The sequence below is a fragment of the Brachybacterium sp. JB7 genome (genome assembly GCF_003335205.1).
GTDB classification, from domain to species: Bacteria; Actinomycetota; Actinomycetes; order Actinomycetales; family Dermabacteraceae; genus Brachybacterium; species Brachybacterium alimentarium.
In genome coordinates this window covers 1-18,194 of sequence record NZ_QPGN01000020.1, presented here as the reverse complement: position 1 = coordinate 18,194, position 18,194 = coordinate 1, and the positions used below count along the sequence as shown (strand labels likewise).

Genomic DNA, 18,194 nt, shown 5'->3' with positions numbered 1-18,194 from the left:
TCCCGCAGGGGACGGCACTCTCCAGAGGGGCCGACAGGGGCCGGCGGGGGCCGACGAGATCCGCCGGAGAGCGCGCGAGCTGTCCGTCCCATGCTCGGACCAGGGGGATTAGGCTGGAGAGCATGGAACTCGAGAACGTCACCCCGTCCGAAGTGCCCGAGGGCGCGCACCTCATCGACGTGCGTGAGCAGAACGAGTGGGACGCAGGGCATGCGCCCACCGCTCAGCACATCCCGGCCAGCTCCCTGATGGAGAACCTGGACAAGCTCCCCGAGGACGACGAGGCGCTCTACATCGTCTGTCGTGGGGGAGGCCGCAGCTTCCAGGTCGCCCAGTGGCTGAACGTCAACGGCTTCGAAGCGATCAATGTCGCCGGCGGCATGGACATCTGGTTCGAGTCCGGCCTGCCGATCGAGTCCGACGGCGAGGACGACGCCTACATCCTCTGAGGCGTGGTGCTCCGCGGCTCGCCCGACGGTCCCTGATACTCCTGCCGGAGCCGGTGCCGGCTCAGGTGGCGATGAGGCTCTTCAGCAGGGCATACCCCACGAAGGCGAAGACGTCGATCAGGGTGTGCGCGACGATGAGCGGCATCGTGCGGCGGGAGCGCCGGTAGAACTCCCCGAACACGAGTCCCATCGCGAGGTTCGCGAGACCCGGGCCCACCCCCTGGTACGTGTGATACGCCCCGCGCAGCAGGGCCGAGGCGATGATGATCCGCCGGCCCGACCAGCCCAGCCGTTCGAGCCGCTGGTAGAGGTAGCCGACCACGATGACCTCCTCGAGCACGGCGTTCTTCACCGCATGCAGCACGAGCACCGGCACCGTCCACCAGTGGGTGTCCAGCGCCGCCGGGATCACCTCGACCGTCGCGCCGAGCGCGCGGCCCGCGTAGTAGACGGCGAGTCCCGGCAGGCCGATGCCTGCGGTGAGCGCGAGGCCCCAGGCGAGGTCCTTCCCGGGGCGGCCGAGGTCCACGCCCAGATCCCGCAGCGCCTGGGCGAACGTGCCCGCGCTGAGGGCGAGCAGCAGCACCACGAGCGCCACAGGGGTCAGGGTGAAGACGATCGAGAGCAGCTGCTGGAGGAGGTCCAGCCAGGGGTTCTCCTGGAGCGAGGAGTTCAGCGAGGTGCTCTGCCCGGACAGCGGCCCGGCCGCGAGCGCCTGCACCAGCGCGATCAGCGAGTACACGGCGCTGCGCCCCAGCGAGAGCGCGAGGACGACGATCACCTCGACCCGCAGCCAGGTCCTGTTCTCCGTGAGGGTCTGCACGACGACATGGTCTCACTGCGGCGGATCCACGGGCCGACGAGCGCCCCGGGCGCAGCGGGCTGAGGAGTTCCTCGACGGGCATGACAGACTCGTCGTATGAACGACTCGTCGCAGAACCCTGCCCCCACCAGCACGTCCCGTCCCGCCGTCCTCATCACGGGAGCCAACCGCGGGATCGGCCGCGCGGTCGCCGAGGACCTCGCCCGTGATCACCACCTGATCCTGGGCGGCCGTGACGAACAGGCGCTCACGCAGCTCGCGGCGCAGTTCCCCTCCGCCGAGGTGTTCGTCGCCGAGCTCACCGACTACGCCGCCGTCGCCGCCGCGGTGGATGCCCTGCATCTCTCCGCCGGGCTGGCGGGCGTCGTGCACTCCGCCGGGATCCTCGCCAACGGCACCGTCGAGGAGTCCGCACCCGAGCAGTGGACGGAATCCTTCGAGATCAACGTGGTGGCCGTCGCCGAGCTGACGAGGGTGCTGCTGCCGGCCCTGCGTCGTGCCCGCGGCACCGTGGTGATGATCAACTCCGGTTCCGGGATCAACGCCGTGCGCACCCGTGGCGCCTACAGCGCCTCGAAGTTCGCGATGCGTGGCCTCGCCGACTCCCTGCGCGCCGAGGAGCGCGACAACGGGGTGCGCGTCAGCTCCATCCATCCCGGGCGCGTGGCGACGGACATGCAGCGCCAGCTGCGCTCCTTCGAGGGCGGGGAGTACCAGGAGGAGAACTATCTGCAGCCGACGTCGGTCGCCGCGGCGGTGGGGCTCGCGCTGCGTCTGCCCGAGGACGCCTCGCTCGAGTCGGTCTCGATCCGTCCTCGCTGACCCGACCCTGCCCCGGCAGCCCGGTCCCGGCCAGAGCACCAGGGCCCTGGCACGCCGTGCGCGGGACCGATCAGCGGTTCATCGGACCGGGCCCGGAGACGGTCGGGTCGCCGGCGATCCGGTAGCGCCAGGGGAACAGCTCGGGGTGCGAGGCCTCCTCGCGCAAGCCGATCCGCGGGCCGACGGCCAGCTGCGGATGGGGCAGGAGGGGCTCTTCGCCCGGCTTCTCCCCGTCGGGCCGATCCTGCGGATCCAGCCGGCCGGTGAGGTGCATCCCGGAGCCCGGGTCGCACAGGTCCAGGCCGTCGTCCGCGAAGGTGATCCCGCTGGCCACGGTGGCACGACCAGGGCCTCGCGCGAGGTCCCGCTCGGTGCGGCACACCCCGGCGGCCTGGCGTCGGGCGAGCGCGGTCTCGACGCCTCCGACGACCTCGCCGGCCCGGATCAGGCACCCGGTGCCGGTCCCGGCGGCGTCCGCCACGATGTTCATGCACGAATGCAGGCCCATGTGGCGGTACACGTACAGGTGGCCGGGCTCGCCGAACATGGTGGCGTTGCGTGCGGTGAGACCGCGATAGGCGTGGGAGCCGGGATCCTCGGCACCGACGTACGCCTCGATCTCGGTGATCCGCAGGGCGACGCCGCGCCCCACCAGGACGCAGCCCAGCAGCAGCGGTGCCAGCTCGAGCACGGGGCGATCGAAGAACTCCCGCGGCAGGGCAGGCAGGGGCACGTCGGACGGAGTCACTTCATGAGCCGTCGGACGGCACCCATGATCTCGTCCATCTTGCGGTCCAGCTCCTCGCTGTCCCCGGACGCCGCGGCGTCGTGCACGCAGTGATGGATGTGGTCGTCGACCAGACCCAGGGCCACCGATTCGAGCGCCTTGGTGACCGCGGAGATCTGGGTGAGCACGTCGATGCAGTAGGTGTCGTCCTCCACCATCCGGTGCAGGCCTCTCACCTGGCCCTCGATGAGCTTCAGCCGCCGCAGGTAGGGCGACTTCCTGCCCTGGTAGCCGGGGTCCCCGTGGGTGCCGTGGTCCCCGGGCTTCGTGGGGACGGGCGTCTCCGGCGCCGCGGCGCCCGCATCCGCGGATCCGTCCGCCTCGCGGCCGACGGGCACCGCAGGCTCCTCGGCGGTGCTCATCAGGACCGTCCGCCCTCGTCGCCCTGGTCGCCCTTCGTGTCGAGGTGCTCGACGAGCGAGGCGGCATAGCCGACGTAGGTCTGAGGGGTGAGGGCCAGCAGACGCTCCTGCTCCGCCGCGGGCAGGCCCAGGGTGCCGATGAACTCGCGCATGCCCTCGCCGGTGACCCGGTGCCCGCGGGTGAGGTCCTTCAGCCGCTCGTACGGGTTGTCCATCCCGGTGGTGCCCTGCACGCCGAGGGTGCGCATGACGGACTGCACGGCCTCGCCGAGCACCTCCCAGTTGCCCTCGAGGTCCGCGGCCATGGCCTCGGCGTCGACGTCCAGGCCCGAAAGTCCTCGGCGCAGGTTCGAGATCGCCAGCAGCGAGTGCCCGAGCGCCGGCCCGATGTTGCGCTGGGTGGTGGAGTCGGTGAGATCGCGCTGCAGACGCGAGGTGACCAGGGTCTGGGAGAGCGAGTCCAGCAGCGCCCCGGAGATCTCGAGGTTCGCCTCGGCGTTCTCGAAGCGGATCGGGTTCACCTTGTGGGGCATCGTCGAGGAGCCGGTGCCGCCCTGCGCGGAGAGCCGCTGACGGAAGTAGCCCATCGAGATGTAGGTCCAGATGTCGGTGGCCAGGTTGTGCAGGATGCGGCCGGCGCGCGCGATGTCCGCGTAGACCTCGGCCTGCCAATCATGGGACTCGATCTGCGTGGTCAGCGGGTTCCAGGTGAGCCCCAGGTGCTCGACGAAGCTGCGGGAGACCTGCTCCCAGTCGGCCGACGGCACGGCGACGGCGTGCGCGGCGTAGGTGCCGGTGGCGCCGTTGATCTTGCCGAGCATCTCGTCGGCGCGGAGGCGTCGCGCCTGACGGCCCAGACGGTGGGCGAACACCGCCATCTCCTTGCCCAGAGTGGTGGGGGTCGCCGGCTGGCCGTGGGTGCGCGACAGCATCGGCACGTCGGCGGTCTCCCGGGCCAGGACCTGGAGGTCGCCGATGAGCTGCTCGAACGCCGGCAGCCACACGTCGTGGACCGCCCCGCGGATCATCAGGGCGTAGGAGAGGTTGTTGACGTCCTCGCTGGTGCAGTAGATGTGCACCACCTCGGCCAGCGGCTCGAGGCTGGTGCCGGCCAGGCGGCGCTTGGTGTAGTACTCGATCGCCTTGACGTCGTGCACGGTCTCGCGCTCGATCTCGGCATGCTCGGCGATGCCCTCGGCACCGAAGTCCTCGGGGATTGCCCGCAGCAGGGCGCGCTCGTCATCGCTGAGGCGACGCAGACCGGGGATGACCTCCCCGTCGAGCAGATGGATCATCCACTCGGTCTCCACCACCAGGCGAGAACGGTTCAGCGCGGCCTCGGAGAGGTGATCCACCAGCGGCGCGGCCTGCGCGCGGTAGCGGCCATCGAGAGGGGTCAGGGCGATCGGCGGCGTGATGTCCGCGAAGGAATGAGCCATGGGGGCATTCTCCCAGAATCTCGGCCCGGGATGGGCGCCGGTCCGTGCCGGGCCGGAACCGCCTCGGACCGGGTCAGTCGCGCACCTCGCGCTCGTCACCGATCCCGGTCACGGCCTCGACGATCGCGGAGAGGATCCCGATGATCACGCCCGCCAGCAGTGCCCACCAGAAGGTGTCGAACTCCAGGGTCAGGCCGAGCAGACCCGAGACCCAGCTCGTCAGCAGCAGCATCAGGGTGTTGATGACCAGCTGGAACAGGCCGAGGGTGAGGCAGGTGATCGGGAAGGTGAGGAACGACAGGATCGGCTTCACGATCGTGTTGATCAGAGCGAGGATCACGGCGATCACGGCGATGGTGATGACCTGGGTGAGCATGGCCGCGCTGTTGTCGCCCAGGTGCATGCCGGGCAGGATCAGGGCGGTGACCCACAGCGCGAGGCCGGTGACGATGATGTGTCCGAGGAATCGCATGGCCCCATTGTTCCAGCCCGGTCCCGCAGAGGCACGGGGGAAAACCTCATCGTCGGGCGTCGGGCGTCGGGCGTTAGTCGCGCGCTGTCCGTCGTCCGTCGCGGACAGCGCGCGGGGCGCACCGGGATCCGCCTACGCTGGAGGCATGTCGACCACGCCCGATCCTGACGTCGTGCCCGCACCGTCCGAGACCATTCGTGTCCGCTCCGTGCTCGAGGAGCTGCCCGCCTATGTCGCCGGCAAGCCCGCCGCGGAGGACGGGAGCCGACGCTTCAAGGCCTCCTCGAACGAATCGCCGTTCCCCCCGGTGGCGGCCGTCCGGGACGCCGCCGCCGCAGGCCTCGAGGTGACGAACCGCTACCCGGATGCGGCAGCCCACGAGCTGCGCGAGGCGCTCGGGACGAAGCACGGCGTGGATCCCTCGCAGATCGCGCTGTCCACCGGATCGGTCGCGGTCACCGGTGATCTGGTGCGAGCCCTCGTCGACCAGGGCGACGAGGTCGTCTACCCCTGGCGCTCCTTCGAGGCCTACCCGATCCTCGTCGGCTCCCACGGCGGTGTCTCGGTGCAGGTGCCCCTCACCGCCGAGCTCGAGTACGACCTCGACGCGATGGCCGCAGCGGTCACCGACCGCACCCGTCTGATCATCCTGTGCACCCCGAACAATCCCACCGGGGCCTCGCTGTCCACCGCGCAGATCGAAGCGTTCCTCGGCGCGGTCCCCGAGGACGCCGTGGTCGCGATCGACGAGGCCTACCGCGAATTCCACGACCCGGCCACCGTGGCGGGCACCGCCGGGATCTTCCGCCGCCACGGCAACGTGGTGCTGCTGCGCACCTTCTCCAAACTGCAGGGCCTGGCCGGCCTGCGGATCGGCTATGCCGTCGCCCACCCCCGGCTGGCACGTGCGCTCAGCCAGGTCACCGTGCCGTTCGGGGCGAGCATCCCCGCCCAGACCGCAGCCCTGATGAGCCTGCGAGGAGACGTGCAGCAGGAACTGGACCGACGGGCCGTCTGGATCCGCGAGGAGCGGTCGCGGGTGCTGTCCGCGCTCGCCGAGCAGGGCTGGCAGATGCCGTCCGCACAGGGGAACTTCGTCTACTTCCCCCTGGGGGAGAAGACGACGGAGTTCGCGGAGTTCGCGGACCGGCGCGGGCTCGTGCTGCGCGCCTACGGGACCGACGGAGTGCGCGCCACCATCGCCGAGCAGGAGGCGAACGACCTGCTCATCGAGGTGGCGAGGGCGTGGCGGGAGCGCCGACCGGCCTGACCACGCTGCCGGCCAAGAGGTCATGGGGCCCACGGCCGCTGCCGCGCAGGCACATCACCGCGTAGGCCGTGATCAGGACGTAGACGACGATCGAGGACGTGTAGGCGACCGGATCGCCGTCCTCGAACCCGCCCCACATCGCCGCGATCGCCGTCACATGCCCCGCCTGCCAGGGCAGCAGGATCTTGAGCGTGTTCCGGGCCAGCGCCGCACCGACGGTGAGCGAGCCGCCGTCGGCCACGGCGACCACCTCCAGCCCCACCCGGCGCCGTGCCCAGCGGGCCGGCGGAGGGCGGTCGGCTCAGCCGACGATCTCGTCGGCCTCCCCGGTCATCCCGATCCTCTCGGCGACGTAGTCGATGTCCTTGTCACCGCGGCCGGAGAGATTGACCAGCAGGTTCGTCTCGGGCGGGAGCGTCGGGGCGAGACGGATCGCGTGGGCGAGAGCATGCGCGGACTCGAGCGCCGGGATGATTCCCTCGGTGCGGCTGAGCTGCTGGAAGGCCTCGAGCACGGCCTCGTCGCCCACCTTCTCGTACTCGACGCGGCCCAGATCGCGCAGATGGACGTGCTGCGGCCCCACCCCGGGGTAGTCGAGCCCCGAGGCGATCGAGTGCACCGCGGCCGGTTCGTCGTCCGCATCCTGCAGCACCAGGGTCTCCATGCCGTGCAGCATGCCGGGGCGCCCGAAGGTCATCGTCGCCGCGTGCTGCCCGGTCTCCTCGCCGTGCCCGCCGGGCTCCACGCCGATCAGGCGCACGTCGGCATCCTCGAGGTAGGCGGTGAACGCACCGATCGCGTTGGAGCCGCCGCCCACGCAGGCGATCACCGCGTCGGGCAGGCGTCCGTGCGCTGCGAGGAACTGGGCGCGGGACTCGCGGCCCACGACCGACTGGAAATCGCGGACCAGGTCCGGGAACGGCGCGGGGCCGACGACGGACCCGATCGCGAAGAGGTAGCGCTCGGGATCGGCGGCATAGACGCCGAACGCCGAGTCCACAGCCTCCTTGAGGGTCTTCTGGCCCACCTCGACCGAGACCACCTTCGCACCCAGCAGGCGCATGCGCACCACGTTCGGACGCTGCTTGGCCACGTCCACCGCGCCCATGTGGATCTCGCACTCCAGGCCTACCAGTGCAGCGGCCGTCGCGAGCGCGACCCCGTGCTGACCGGCGCCGGTCTCGGCGATCAGGGTGCGCTTGCCCATCCGCCGGGCCAGCAGCGCCTCGCCGATCGTGTGGTTGATCTTGTGCGCGCCGGTGTGGTTGAGATCCTCACGCTTGAGGTGGATGCGTGCGCCGCCGAGCGCGTCGGAGAGCCTGTCGGCCGGGGAGATCGCCGACGGACGGCCGACGTAGTCGCGCAGCAGGCGGACGTACTCGGCGTAGAAGCCCTCGTCGTGCCGGGCCTCCTCGTAGGCGTCGGCGACCTCCTGCATCGGGCCCACCAGCGGCGGAGGCAGGACGGCCCCGCCGTAGGAGCCGAAGCGCCCGCCGGTGTTCCCGGTGAGCTCAGGGGCGCGGGTGAGGTCGGCGGCCTGCGCGAGGGTGCGCGGTGCGGCATCCCGCGTCGCGCCGGGGGAGGCAGAGGTGTGTGCGCGGAGGGGGTCAGCGGTGGTGCTCATCGGGTCGTGGTCCTTCGTCTCGGGCCCGATGCGGGAGCGTCCGCCGATGACAGGAGCCGCCCCACAGCGGGCGGCTTCGGTGTCAGCGCATGCGACAGGGGACCGCCCTCAGGCGGTCCACCAGGTCATCGTCGTCGTGATGCGCATGCCCCGGACTATAGGCCCCGAGCGAGGAGCATGGGGGCGCCGTGTCCACAGGATGAGCGGGCCGACGCGCCTCGCTGAGGGCAAGGGGTGGTCAGGAACGCGGCGATGACCTCGACGGGTATAGCCTCGACGCGGTCGAGAAACACCTCACGAGCTGGAGAGCAGGATCATCATGGGCGCCCGCGCGGTCGACGCCAAGCACCTCGGAGGCACGCGCGCCTACGTCGTCTGGATCGCGGCGGTGCTCGCGTATTCCGTCGCCGTCCTGCAGCGCACCACGATGGGGGTCTCCGGCCTGGAGGCCACCGAGCGCTTCGGCACCTCGGCGACCATCGTCTCCACCTTCGTCGTCCTCCAGCTGCTGGTGTACGCCCTGGCCCAGGTGCCCGCGGGCCTGCTCCTGGATCGTTACGGCTCCCGCGTCACCCTCACCGGCGGCGCCGTGCTCATGACCGTCGGGCAGCTCCTCATCTCCCAGACCGACCTGGTCTGGGTCGCGATCGTGGCCCGCGTGGTCGTCGGCGCCGGAGACGCCCTGACCTTCTCGAGCGCCGTGCGCCTGGTCCCCGCCTGGTTCCCGGCCGCCCGGGTGCCGGTGCTCACCCAGCTGACCGGCATCCTCGGACAGGTGGGACAGATCGCCTCCGCCGTGCCGTTCGTCGCGATCCTCTCGGTCTCCGGATGGAGCACCGCCTTCGCGACCACGGCCGGGGTCAGCGCCTGCGCCGGGCTGCTCGCGCTGCTGGTGGTGCGCGCCAGCCCTCCGGGGATCCCCAGGCCCCGCTCCCAGCAGAACCTCGCGCGGATCCCCCTGGTCCTCGGCCGGATCATCCGGCACCCGGCCACCCAGCTGGGCTTCTTCACCCACTTCACCGCCGGCTTCACGGGCATCTCCTTCTCGATGATGTGGGGCTATCCGTATCTCACGGCGGGGGAGGGGCTCAGTCGTCCCGCCGCCTCCGCGATCATGACGTTCCTGGTCGTGGTCGGGATCGTCGGCGGTCCCGCGATCGGAGCCCTGACCACCCGTCATCCGCTGCGCCGCTCCACGCTGGTGCTGCTCATCCTCGCCACCATCGCCGCTCCGCTGATCGCGATCGTGCTGTGGCCCGGCCCGGCGCCGATCTGGCTGCTGCTGTTCCTGGTGGCGGGCTTCTCGATCGGCGGTCCGGCCTCCTCCGTCGGCTTCGACTTCCCCCGCACGGACCTCGCGAAGCACCGACTCGGCACCGCCACCGGCATGGTCATCATGGGCGGCTTCCTCGGCGGCCTCATCTCGATCCTGCTGATCGGCATGGTGCTGGACCTGCTGCGGCCCGACGGGAACTACGACCTGGTGGCCTTCCGTGCCGCCTTCGCCGTCCAGATCCCGCTGCTGGCGATCGGCACCGTCGGCATGCTCGTCACCCGGCGCAGGCTCCGTCGGCGGATGGCGGCCACGGGGCAGCACGTGCCGCCGTGGCGGGACGTGTGGCGCAACGGCCGCTGGCGCCGGATCTGACCGGCGGTTGCCGCAACGGTTCGCGGTGACGTAGCGTTCCTCCTGACACTTAATTTCAAGGAGGAAGTATGTCGTTCACCCTGGGTATCGTCGGGATCGGCCAGTTCGGGTCGCACTTCGCCGAGCTGTTCGCCGCCCATCCCGAGATCGATGCGCTGTATGCGGTCGACTCCGTCCCCGAGCGGATCGATGCGGTGGAGGCGCGCGGGGTGGCCTTCGACCGGCGCTACGACACCCTCGAGGACCTGCTCGCCTCCGACGTCGACGCCGTCGCGATCTTCACCCAGCGCTGGACCCATGGACAGCACGCCCTGGCCGCGCTGCGCGCCGGCAAGCACGTCTACTCCGCGGTGCCGATGGCGATCGAGGAGGACGAGATCCGGCAGATCACCGAGGAGGTGCAGCGCACGGGCCTGGTCTACATGATGGGCGAGACCAGCCAGTACAACGCCGCCGTGGTGCTGGCACGCCGCATCCACCGCACCGGGGCCTTCGGCGAGGTGTTCTACGCCGAGGGCGATTACGTCCACGACATGGATCTCGGCTTCTACGACGCGTACAAGTACTCCGGCGGCGAGAGCTGGAAGTCCACGGCGTCCTATCCGCCGCTGCTGTACCCGACGCACTCGATCGGCGGCATCCTCGGGGTGCTGGGGGAGCGGCACGCCGTCTCCGTCTCGGCGCTGGGCCGGCCCGACACTCGCGGGGACGGGGTGTTCGACAAGGACGTCTCGATGTTCGGCAACGACGTCTCCAACGCCTTCGCCCTGTTCGGGATGGACAACGGCGGAGCCTTCCGCACGAACGAGCTGCGCCGCGTGGGCTACCCCAGCCACAAGCGGGAATCCCGGTTCCGCTTCTTCGGCGAGGAGTCCTCCTTCGAGGAGACCATCGACGTCACCTACTGGCACGACAAGAAGCGTGTCCTCGAGGTGACGGATCTGATCCGCACCGATCGGACCATGAGCCTGGACGATCCTCGCCTCGCGGACGTCTCGCCGACGCTGCGTGACGCCTTCGTGGCGGGCGCCGCCCGCTCCCACCACCAGGCGCGCCTGCCCCAGGAGTTCCTGGGCATGCCCAACGGTCACGAGGGCGCCCACCACTTCCTGGTCGACGACTTCGCGCGTGCCGTGGTCGACGGCAAGCAGCCCATGGTCAACGCCTGGCAGGCCGCCCGCTACACCCTGCCCGGCGTCATCGCCCACCAGTCGATGAACCAGGGCGGCGAGCGCCTGGAGATCCGCGACCTCGGAGACTGCCCGCTGCCGGTCCAGGACCTCGACGCCGATCAGGAGCCGCTGGACCTCGACGCGCTCTACTCCGAGCAGGAGGCCCGCACGGAGGTCGCCGTCGAGTGACGCGCGGCGCCGCACCGGTCGGCGCGATGATCCGGCGGCGCGGCCCGATGCAGAGGGAGGCCCGGCGGCAGATGCTGCCGCCGGGCCGAGCCCTGCACCGGACGGAGAGCCTGCACCGGACGGAGAGCCTGTGCCGGTCGGAGACCGGGCGCTGAGCGGTTCAGCCGCCCGCCGTCGGAGCAGCCGGTGCGTGCTCGCCGTCGCCGTGCCCGGCAGCGGCGCCCGGAAGACCGGTGTCGGGGCGGGCGTGCCGCGGCATGATCGCGCCGGCGACGGCGGCGGTCAGCACGATCCCGATGAGGCCCAGCGGGGTGTCGACGAACCAGTTCAGCGAGGCGACGGTGTCGCTCGTGGCGACCACGCTGAGCGTGAGGCCCAGGGTCGAGTTCAGCACCGAATGGGCGAAGGCCGACGGGATCGGGTTGCCACCCGCACGCTCGGTGATCGCGACGAAGAGGTAGTTCAGGGCGATGCACGCCGGGATGAACATGGCGACCGCCGCCCAGCGGGGCTCGCCGGTGTAGTTGTGGCCGATGAGCGTGATCGGGAGATGCCACAGCGACCAGATCGCTCCGCCGAGCACGATCGCGGGCAGGGCGCCCAGGGGCTTCAGCTCGCGCCACAGCCAGCCGCGCCAGCCGATCTCCTCCCCGAGCGCGGGCACCACCGTCAGCAGCATGCCGAGGAAGGTGACGCCCAGGATGAGGGCCACCGCGGCCGCCGTGGGCATCTCGGCGCCGTTCTCGGCCATCGCGCGCGAGATCTCGGCGGCCCAGGTGCTGCCGGTGAGATCGCCGGGCACTCCGCGCAGCACCATGATCACGGCGGTGGCGAGATTGATCGCGAACATGATCAGCGCCGCGAGCGGAGCCCACAGCAGGATCCGCTTCCACTTCCCGCGGAAGCGCAGGCCCACGGCATCGCGCCACGAGGTGCGGTCCACGAGTTTCGCGACCACGACCGAGGCGATCGTCGGAGCGAACATTCCCGCGCCGATCACGAGCGTGTACAGCGGATGGGCGATGCCGCCCTCGAGCACCCAGAACGGTGCCGCGCAGAGCGCCAGCAAGCCGTAGGCCACCGCGCCGAAGATGACGACGCTGCGCCAGGAGACGCGACGGCGCGCCGCGCTCGCGGAAGCAGAGGAGGTCGGGGAAGCCGGGGAAATCAGGGACGCCGCGGAAGGGTGCGACGCCCCGCCCTGCGCATCCGCGGCGCCGTGCGGTGCGTCTGGGGCGGCGCTGCCGGCAGGTCGCGCGCCTGCCTCCTCCTGGTCCCGGAGAGGGGGCGGCGGGGCCGCTCCGGGAGCGGTCCACGGGTGCGGCGGAGTCTCGGGAGGAGAGCTGGACGGCTGTGATGAGGAGGGCATGACTCCACCGTCGTCCTCCGAGAACCCCTGGTCAACGACATGGGCCGGGCTGTAGACGATGGTCGCCCGTCGATGGGCGTTGGTCGTGGTGCGACGCCGACCTCGGGTGGGGAGTCCGGGGGACGGACGTACACTGGAGGGGTCGGGCTGCGCACCGTCGTCACGCTGAACATCGCGGACCGGGGACCGGTGAGGGCAGCCTCGGCGCTGATCACGCTCCCGATGGTGATCTTCTTCGTGCTGGTCCGGCGCACCCTCGCCTCGGGCCTGACAGCAGGGGCGGTGAAGGATTGATGACGAGCATTCCGGCGGATGCCGGCACGACCCCGTGGGACGCGGACGTCCTCGGGGTGCTCATGGCGCCGTTCACCGGCACCGACCTCCCCGACTGGATGGGCGACGTGCTCGAGGCGGGCCTGGCCTCCGTGATCCTCTTCGGCCACAACACGCCCGATCCCGAGACCACCCGGGCTCTCGCCCGAGCCGTCCATGCCCGCTCCGAGGACTGCGTGGTCGCCATCGACGAGGAGGGCGGGGACGTCACCCGTATCCAGGCGGCCACCGGCTCCCCGCTGCCCACCGCCTGGGCGCTGGGGGAGGCCGACGACATCGAGCTGACCCGGCACGCCGGCCACGCGCTCGGGGACGTGCTCGCGGCCTGCGACGTGGACCTCGATCTCGCCCCGGTGCTGGACGTCTCCACGGACCCGGCGAACCCCGTGATCGGCACCCGTGCCTACAGCGACGACCCCGATCGGGTCGCCGCCCATGCGCGCGCCTTCGCCACCGGTCTCATGGAGGCGGGGCTCGGCACCTGTGCCAAGCATTTCCCGGGCCATGGAGCCACCTCGACCGATTCGCACACCGCGCTGCCGCTGATCGCGCTGGACCGCGCCGAGTTCGAGCGTGAGCACCTCGCGCCCTGGCGGATCGTGCCCTGGCTCGACGCCGTGATGACCGCCCACGTGCTCGTCCCCGCCTTCGGCGACGGACCGGCCTCGATCTCGCCGTGGGCGCGCCCGCTGCTGGACCGCACCGCCGGCGGCACCTTCCGTGGCCTGCTCATCACCGATGCCCTCGACATGGCCGCCGTGGCCGCGGATCCCGGCTTCGGGGAGGCTGCGGTGCGTGCCCTCGAATCCGGCGCCGACCTGCTGTGTCTGGGCACCTCGATCCGTCGCGACGACGAGCAGATGGTCCGCGAGGCGCACGACGCGGTGGTGGCGGCGGTGGAGAGCGGTCGTCTTCGCCGCGAGACGCTGCGTGAACGTGCCGCCGGCACCCGCGCGCACTGCCGCAGCCTGCGCACCCGTCGCAGCTTCGTGCCTCCTCCCGATCTCCAGGATGCGCTGCGGCACGCCGAGGAGCTGGGAGCCGACGCCGCCTCGCGGGCCGTCCGCGGGCGCGGAGCCCGCCTCGACCTGAGCCCGGTGGCGGTGCTCGATCTGCGAGCCGGCGCGCACCACGCCTCCGGAGCGCGCTCCCAGCAGCTGGTGCAGGCCCTGCGCGATCAGGGGGTGCAGGCCGACGTCCCCGACTATCCCGACCAGCCCGACCAGCCTGGCTCTCCCGACCAGCCCAACCAGCCCAACGAGCCCGGCCCTCCCGACCGGCCCGGCCAACCCGGCTCTCCCGGCTCGGTGGCGGATCGGCCGCAGGTCCTCGCCCTCACCCGCCTGCCGCGCAGCGATCCCGACGAAGGGCGGCGGCTGGCCGCGCTGCTCGCCCGTCGGCCCGACACGATCGTGGTGCACGTCGGCGTGCCGGACGCCGCCCCCGACCATCGTCGCCTGGTCCTCGCCCACGGCGCGGGCCGCACGATGATGCGGGCCGCCGTGGACCTGCTGCTGCACGGGGACCGGCGATGAAGGTGCTCGGGATGATGTCCGGGACCAGCCTGGACGCGATCGACGTGGCTCTGGTCGAGTTCGCGCGGGACCCCGCCGATCCGTCCCTCCTCACCGCCCGTCCGCTGCACCTCGGGGAACAGCCCTGGCCGGCCGCCACCCGCGCGTCGCTGCGCGCCGTGCTGCCGCCTGCCCCCGCGGACGTCGCGACCTGGAGCCGCCTGCACGCCGCAGTGGGGGACGCCTTCGCCGCCGCTGCCACCGCGGTGCTCGCCGAGCACGGGGACGCCGACCTGGTCGCCACGCACGGGCAGACCGTCTACCACGACGTCCAGGACGGTCGCACGCTCAGCACCCTGCAGATCGGGGACCCCTCCCGCCTCGTCGAGGCCACCGGCCTCCCTGTGATCCACGACCTGCGCAGCGCGGACGTCGCCGCCGGAGGTCAGGGCGCGCCCCTGGCACCGCTGCTGGACCAGCTGCTGCTCGGCGGCGACCCCGAGGAGCGCACCGCCGTGCTGAACATCGGCGGGATCTCCAACGTGAGCCTGGTGGGCGGTGGGAGCGGGCCGGGAGAGGTGATCGCCGGGGACATCGGGCCGGGGAACGCTCTGCTGGACGCCGCCGTCCACGCCGCGACCGGCCGCGCTGCGGACCACGACGCCCTGATCGCGCGCACCGGCACCGTCGACCGCCCCGCCCTGCAGGCCCTGCTCGCTGATCCCTTCTCCGCGCAGCCGCTGCCGCGCTCCACCGGGCGTGAGCACTACGACGGCCAGTACGTGCGCCGACTGCTCGGGCGGGACGCGGCGGACGCGCTCGCCCTGCCCGACCTGCTCGCGACCCTCACCGAGCTCACCGCCGTGACCATCTCGCAGGCGATCCGCGAGCTCGGCGCGAGCCGGGTGGTGGCCTCCGGCGGCGGGATCCGCAATCCGCTCCTGCGCGAGCGTCTCGCCCACCACCTGGGCCCGGTGCTGCTGCTGGACGCCGATGAGCTGGGGATCCCGGCCGACGGCAAGGAGGCTCTGCTGATCGCCCTGCTCGGCTACCTCGGCGCCCACGGTCTGCCCGGCACCCTGGCCGGCCCCGACGGTCCCGCCCACACCGGTGCGCGCGGCCCGCGCGTGCTCGGATCCCTCACCCCGCCGCGCGGCCTGAGCGCGCTGCCGCACGGCCCTGCCGACGAGGTCCCCGTCGGCCGCTTCGAGATCGTCCCGGACCGATCGACGCGCACGACGCACCGCTGAGCAGGGCCTCTTTCCTCCTTACGGCACCGTAGGTTACGCTCCCGCCGTGAGTGTTTTCCGATCCACGATCCCCGATGTCGCGGCCCAGGAGCCGATGGTCCAGCTCCTCGCAGCCGATGGCACCCGCACCCCGCACGCAGACCTCGACGCCGCATTGGCCGGCTCCGGCGGCGAGGACGACCTCGCCTCCCCGGAGCGCCTGCGCGGCTACTACCGCGACATGGTGATGATCCGTGGGGCGGACCTCGAGGCGACGAACCTGCAGCGTCAGGGCCAGCTCGGCCTGTGGGCGAGCGCGCTGGGGCAGGAGGCCGCGCAGATCGGCGCCGGCCATGCCTCCCGCGAGCAGGACTACCTCGTGCCCACCTATCGCGAGCACGGGATCGCCTGGGCCCGTGGCATCGAGCCGTGGCGCCTGCTGGAGTCGTACCGCGGGGTAAGCCACGGCGGCTGGGACCCGAACGCGCTGCGCACCCACCCCTACATGATCGTGCTCGGCTCCCAGGCGCCCCACGCCGTCGGCTACGCCATGGGGCTGCAGCGCGACGGCGTCGTCGGCACCGGCGACCCCGAGACCGACACCGCCGTGCTCGCGCTGTTCGGCGACGGCGCCTCGAGCGAGGGAGAGGTCTCGGAGTCCTTCACCTTCGCCGCGTCCTTCCAGGCCCCGGTCGTCTTCTTCACCCAGAACAACCAGTGGGCGATCTCCGTGCCCACCTCGGTGCAGTCGCGAGTGCCTCTCGCGCAGCGCTCGCGCGGCTGGGGCATCCCCTCGGTGCGGGTCGACGGCAACGACGTGCTCGCCGTGCTCGGCGCCGTGCGCACGGCCCTGGACGCCGCCCGCGCGGGGGAGGGCCCGCGGTTCATCGAGGCCGTCACCTACCGCATGGCCGCCCACACCACGAGTGATGACGCCTCCCGCTACCGCCCGTCCTCCGAGGAGGAGGAGTGGGGCGAGAAGGATCCGATCCTGCGCCTGCGCCGCCACCTCGAGCAGCTCGGGGAGATCGACGAGGCGTTCATCGCCCGCTGCGACGAGGAGGCCCACGACCTCGCGATGCAGCTGCACCACCACATCCACGGCATGGAGGATCCGGACCCGGTGGGCATGTTCACCCATGCCTATGCCGAGCCCCACCCGATCGTCGAGGCCGAGCGCGACCAGTACCTGGAGTACATCGCGCAGTTCGAGGACGATGACGAGGACGCCGAGCAGACGGGGAAGGACGCATGAGCGCGACGTCGACCACCAACCTCCCGATCGCCAAGGCGATCACCGCTGGGCTCCGCGATGCGATGCACGCGGACGACAAGGTGCTGCTGATGGGTGAGGACATCGGCGTGCTCGGCGGCGTCTTCCGCGTCACCGACGGCCTGCACGCCGCGTTCGGCGGCCAGCGCGTGGTCGATACCCCGCTGGCCGAGGCCGGGATCGTCGGCACGTCCGTGGGCCTCGCCGTGCGCGGCTACCGACCCGTGGTCGAGATCCAGTTCGACGGGTTCGTGTTCCCCGCGTTCAACCAGATCACCACCCAGGTCGCCAAGATGCACAATCGCACCGCGGGGGCCGTGCACATGCCCATCGTGATCCGGATCCCGCACGGCGGCGGGATCGGCGCGATCGAGCATCATTCCGAGAGTCCGGAGGCGCTGTTCGCGCACACCGCGGGCCTGCGGATCCTGGCCCCCTCGAACGCGCAGGACGCCTACTGGATGACCCGTCAGGCGATCGAGTGCGAGGATCCCGTGATCCTCTTCGAGCCGAAGAAGCGGTACTGGGTCAAGGGAGACGTGGACCCCGACCACCGCCCCGAGATCTCCCCCTGGCAGGCTCAGGTGGTGCGTCCGGGGACCGATGCGACCCTGCTGGCCTGGGGTCCGAGCATGCCCCTCGCGCTCGAGAGCGCGGAGGCCGCCGCCGAGGAGGGCATCGACCTCGAGGTCATCGACGCCCGGTCGCTGGCCCCCATCGACTATCCGACGATCATCGCCTCGGTGCAGCGCACCGGGCGCCTGCTGATCACGCATGAGGCCCCGGTGCTCGGCGGGATCGGCGGCGAGATCGCCGCCCGGATCTCCGAGGAGTGCTTCTACCACCTCGAGGCGCCCGTGCTGCGGGTGGGCGGCTACCACCTGCCGTACCCGCCGGCGCGCATGGAGCACGCCTACCTCCCCGACCTCGACCGGGTGCTCGACGGTGTGGACCGTCTGCTCGAGCACTGACGGCCGCGCCCCTGCGTGAAAGGATCCCCTTATGCCAGACGAGACTGCGACTCCCTCTTCCGCGTCGGTCGTGACGATCGCCCTCACCGACCCCGGTGAGGGTCTCACCGAGGCCGAGATCATCGACATCAGGGTCGCCGTGGGCGACACCATCGCGATCAACGACCCGGTGATCGAGGTGGAGACCGCAAAGAGCGCGGTCGAGCTGCCCAGCCACGTCGGCGGGACGGTCCTGGAGATCCTGGTCGCCGTCGGGGACGAGGTGCCCGTCGGCACCCCGCTGCTGCGCGTGGACACCGCCGGAGGCCCCGCCCCGGCGGCGGGCCCGGCTCCGTCCGGTGCGCAGGACATCGAGTCCGGCGAGGGATCTTCCGACGCCGACGCCGACGCCGACGCCGACGCCAACGCCGACGCCAACGCCAACGCCGACGCCGACGCCGGGGCCGAC

General features: G+C 71.6%; 18 protein-coding genes. 10 read left to right on the top strand and 8 right to left on the bottom strand.

Annotation, left to right across the window (positions count from 1 at the left end):
- The first annotated feature begins 122 nt into the window (after positions 1-122).
- Entirely contained in the window at positions 123-449 is a 327-nt protein-coding gene (locus CIK81_RS15770) for a rhodanese-like domain-containing protein (protein WP_096165233.1), read from the top strand.
- 61 nt (positions 450-510) lie between these two features.
- Here the strand turns inward: CIK81_RS15770 and CIK81_RS15765 are convergent, their stop codons facing one another.
- Positions 511-1,272: a CPBP family intramembrane glutamic endopeptidase gene (locus CIK81_RS15765; RefSeq protein ID WP_096165231.1), complete on the bottom strand. Its 762-nt coding sequence runs from the start codon at positions 1,270-1,272 to the stop codon at positions 511-513.
- A 96-nt stretch (positions 1,273-1,368) separates the two neighbouring features.
- Here CIK81_RS15765 and CIK81_RS15760 point away from each other — a divergent pair, with 96 nt between their 5' ends.
- Positions 1,369-2,094 carry an SDR family oxidoreductase gene (locus tag CIK81_RS15760; RefSeq protein WP_096165230.1) on the top strand — a complete coding sequence of 242 codons (726 nt, stop codon included), beginning with the start codon at positions 1,369-1,371 and terminating at the stop codon, positions 2,092-2,094.
- Between the two features lie 70 nt (positions 2,095-2,164).
- Here the strand turns inward: CIK81_RS15760 and CIK81_RS15755 are convergent, their stop codons facing one another.
- From CIK81_RS15755 to CIK81_RS15740, 4 genes are all read right to left on the bottom strand, one after another.
- Positions 2,165-2,842, bottom strand: a complete 678-nt coding sequence (locus CIK81_RS15755; RefSeq protein WP_114311450.1) for a DNA-3-methyladenine glycosylase — start codon at positions 2,840-2,842, stop codon at positions 2,165-2,167.
- Positions 2,839-3,243 carry a metal-sensitive transcriptional regulator gene (locus CIK81_RS18785; protein ID WP_114355878.1) on the bottom strand — a complete coding sequence of 135 codons (405 nt, stop codon included), beginning with the start codon at positions 3,241-3,243 and terminating at the stop codon, positions 2,839-2,841. The genes CIK81_RS15755 and CIK81_RS18785 overlap by 4 nt, the downstream gene beginning before the upstream one ends.
- Positions 3,243-4,682 carry an adenylosuccinate lyase gene (gene purB, locus CIK81_RS15745; protein ID WP_114355877.1) on the bottom strand — a complete coding sequence of 480 codons (1,440 nt, stop codon included), beginning with the start codon at positions 4,680-4,682 and terminating at the stop codon, positions 3,243-3,245. The genes CIK81_RS18785 and purB overlap by 1 nt, the downstream gene beginning before the upstream one ends.
- A gap of 73 nt (positions 4,683-4,755) precedes the next feature.
- Positions 4,756-5,154 (bottom strand): phage holin family protein, encoded by a 399-nt coding sequence (locus CIK81_RS15740; protein ID WP_096165222.1) that lies wholly within the window; start codon positions 5,152-5,154, stop codon positions 4,756-4,758.
- Between the two features lie 145 nt (positions 5,155-5,299).
- On the opposite strand from CIK81_RS15740, the gene CIK81_RS15735 reads away from it, so the two are divergent.
- Entirely contained in the window at positions 5,300-6,424 is a 1,125-nt protein-coding gene (locus CIK81_RS15735) for a histidinol-phosphate transaminase (protein ID WP_096165220.1), read from the top strand.
- Here CIK81_RS15735 and CIK81_RS15730 read toward each other — a convergent pair.
- A complete protein-coding gene (locus CIK81_RS15730) occupies positions 6,381-6,686 on the bottom strand; it encodes an RDD family protein (protein ID WP_096165217.1) in 306 nt (101 codons plus the stop codon). The genes CIK81_RS15735 and CIK81_RS15730 overlap by 44 nt on opposite strands.
- 39 nt (positions 6,687-6,725) lie before the next feature.
- Entirely contained in the window at positions 6,726-8,048 is a 1,323-nt protein-coding gene (gene trpB, locus CIK81_RS15725) for a tryptophan synthase subunit beta (protein WP_096165215.1), read from the bottom strand.
- A gap of 319 nt (positions 8,049-8,367) precedes the next feature.
- Here trpB and CIK81_RS15720 point away from each other — a divergent pair, with 319 nt between their 5' ends.
- Both CIK81_RS15720 and CIK81_RS15715 read left to right on the top strand, forming a co-directional pair.
- Positions 8,368-9,696 carry a nitrate/nitrite transporter gene (locus CIK81_RS15720; protein WP_096165213.1) on the top strand — a complete coding sequence of 443 codons (1,329 nt, stop codon included), beginning with the start codon at positions 8,368-8,370 and terminating at the stop codon, positions 9,694-9,696.
- Positions 9,697-9,764: 68 nt separating this feature from the next.
- Positions 9,765-11,057 carry a Gfo/Idh/MocA family protein gene (locus CIK81_RS15715; protein ID WP_096165211.1) on the top strand — a complete coding sequence of 431 codons (1,293 nt, stop codon included), beginning with the start codon at positions 9,765-9,767 and terminating at the stop codon, positions 11,055-11,057.
- A gap of 160 nt (positions 11,058-11,217) precedes the next feature.
- Here the strand turns inward: CIK81_RS15715 and CIK81_RS15710 are convergent, their stop codons facing one another.
- Positions 11,218-12,138 carry a CPBP family intramembrane glutamic endopeptidase gene (locus tag CIK81_RS15710; protein WP_158542073.1) on the bottom strand — a complete coding sequence of 307 codons (921 nt, stop codon included), beginning with the start codon at positions 12,136-12,138 and terminating at the stop codon, positions 11,218-11,220.
- A 581-nt stretch (positions 12,139-12,719) separates the two neighbouring features.
- Between CIK81_RS15710 and CIK81_RS18780 the strand changes: the two genes are divergently transcribed.
- The 5 genes from CIK81_RS18780 to CIK81_RS18375 form a co-directional block, all read left to right on the top strand.
- Positions 12,720-14,294 (top strand): glycoside hydrolase family 3 N-terminal domain-containing protein, encoded by a 1,575-nt coding sequence (locus CIK81_RS18780; RefSeq protein ID WP_096196275.1) that lies wholly within the window; start codon positions 12,720-12,722, stop codon positions 14,292-14,294.
- A complete protein-coding gene (locus CIK81_RS15695; protein ID WP_096196274.1) occupies positions 14,291-15,523 on the top strand; it encodes an anhydro-N-acetylmuramic acid kinase in 1,233 nt (410 codons plus the stop codon). Before CIK81_RS18780 ends, CIK81_RS15695 begins: the two co-directional genes overlap by 4 nt.
- A gap of 94 nt (positions 15,524-15,617) precedes the next feature.
- Positions 15,618-16,757, top strand: a complete 1,140-nt coding sequence (locus CIK81_RS15690) for a thiamine pyrophosphate-dependent dehydrogenase E1 component subunit alpha (RefSeq protein WP_096196273.1) — start codon at positions 15,618-15,620, stop codon at positions 16,755-16,757.
- Entirely contained in the window at positions 16,754-17,746 is a 993-nt protein-coding gene (locus CIK81_RS15685; protein WP_096165195.1) for an alpha-ketoacid dehydrogenase subunit beta, read from the top strand. The genes CIK81_RS15690 and CIK81_RS15685 overlap by 4 nt, the downstream gene beginning before the upstream one ends.
- Positions 17,747-17,777: 31 nt before the next feature.
- Positions 17,778-18,194, top strand: a 417-nt coding sequence (locus CIK81_RS18375) for a biotin/lipoyl-containing protein (RefSeq protein WP_346218063.1), incomplete at its 3' end; no start/stop codon positions are given.

Coding starts and splice junctions, on each gene's coding strand:
- CIK81_RS15720 (WP_096165213.1), top strand. CDS start 8,368: ATGGGCGCCCGCGCGGTCGACGCCAAGCACCTCGGAGGCACGCGCGCC.
- CIK81_RS15695 (WP_096196274.1), top strand. CDS start 14,291: ATGAAGGTGCTCGGGATGATGTCCGGGACCAGCCTGGACGCGATCGAC.
- CIK81_RS15690 (WP_096196273.1), top strand. CDS start 15,618: ATGGTCCAGCTCCTCGCAGCCGATGGCACCCGCACCCCGCACGCAGAC.
- CIK81_RS18785 (WP_114355878.1), bottom strand. CDS start 3,243: ATGAGCACCGCCGAGGAGCCTGCGGTGCCCGTCGGCCGCGAGGCGGAC.
- CIK81_RS18780 (WP_096196275.1), top strand. CDS start 12,720: ATGACGAGCATTCCGGCGGATGCCGGCACGACCCCGTGGGACGCGGAC.
- CIK81_RS15715 (WP_096165211.1), top strand. CDS start 9,765: ATGTCGTTCACCCTGGGTATCGTCGGGATCGGCCAGTTCGGGTCGCAC.
- CIK81_RS15735 (WP_096165220.1), top strand. CDS start 5,300: ATGTCGACCACGCCCGATCCTGACGTCGTGCCCGCACCGTCCGAGACC.
- CIK81_RS15770 (WP_096165233.1), top strand. CDS start 123: ATGGAACTCGAGAACGTCACCCCGTCCGAAGTGCCCGAGGGCGCGCAC.
- trpB (WP_096165215.1), bottom strand. CDS start 8,048: ATGAGCACCACCGCTGACCCCCTCCGCGCACACACCTCTGCCTCCCCC.
- CIK81_RS15760 (WP_096165230.1), top strand. CDS start 1,369: ATGAACGACTCGTCGCAGAACCCTGCCCCCACCAGCACGTCCCGTCCC.
- purB (WP_114355877.1), bottom strand. CDS start 4,682: ATGGCTCATTCCTTCGCGGACATCACGCCGCCGATCGCCCTGACCCCT.
- CIK81_RS15685 (WP_096165195.1), top strand. CDS start 16,754: ATGAGCGCGACGTCGACCACCAACCTCCCGATCGCCAAGGCGATCACC.
- CIK81_RS15740 (WP_096165222.1), bottom strand. CDS start 5,154: ATGCGATTCCTCGGACACATCATCGTCACCGGCCTCGCGCTGTGGGTC.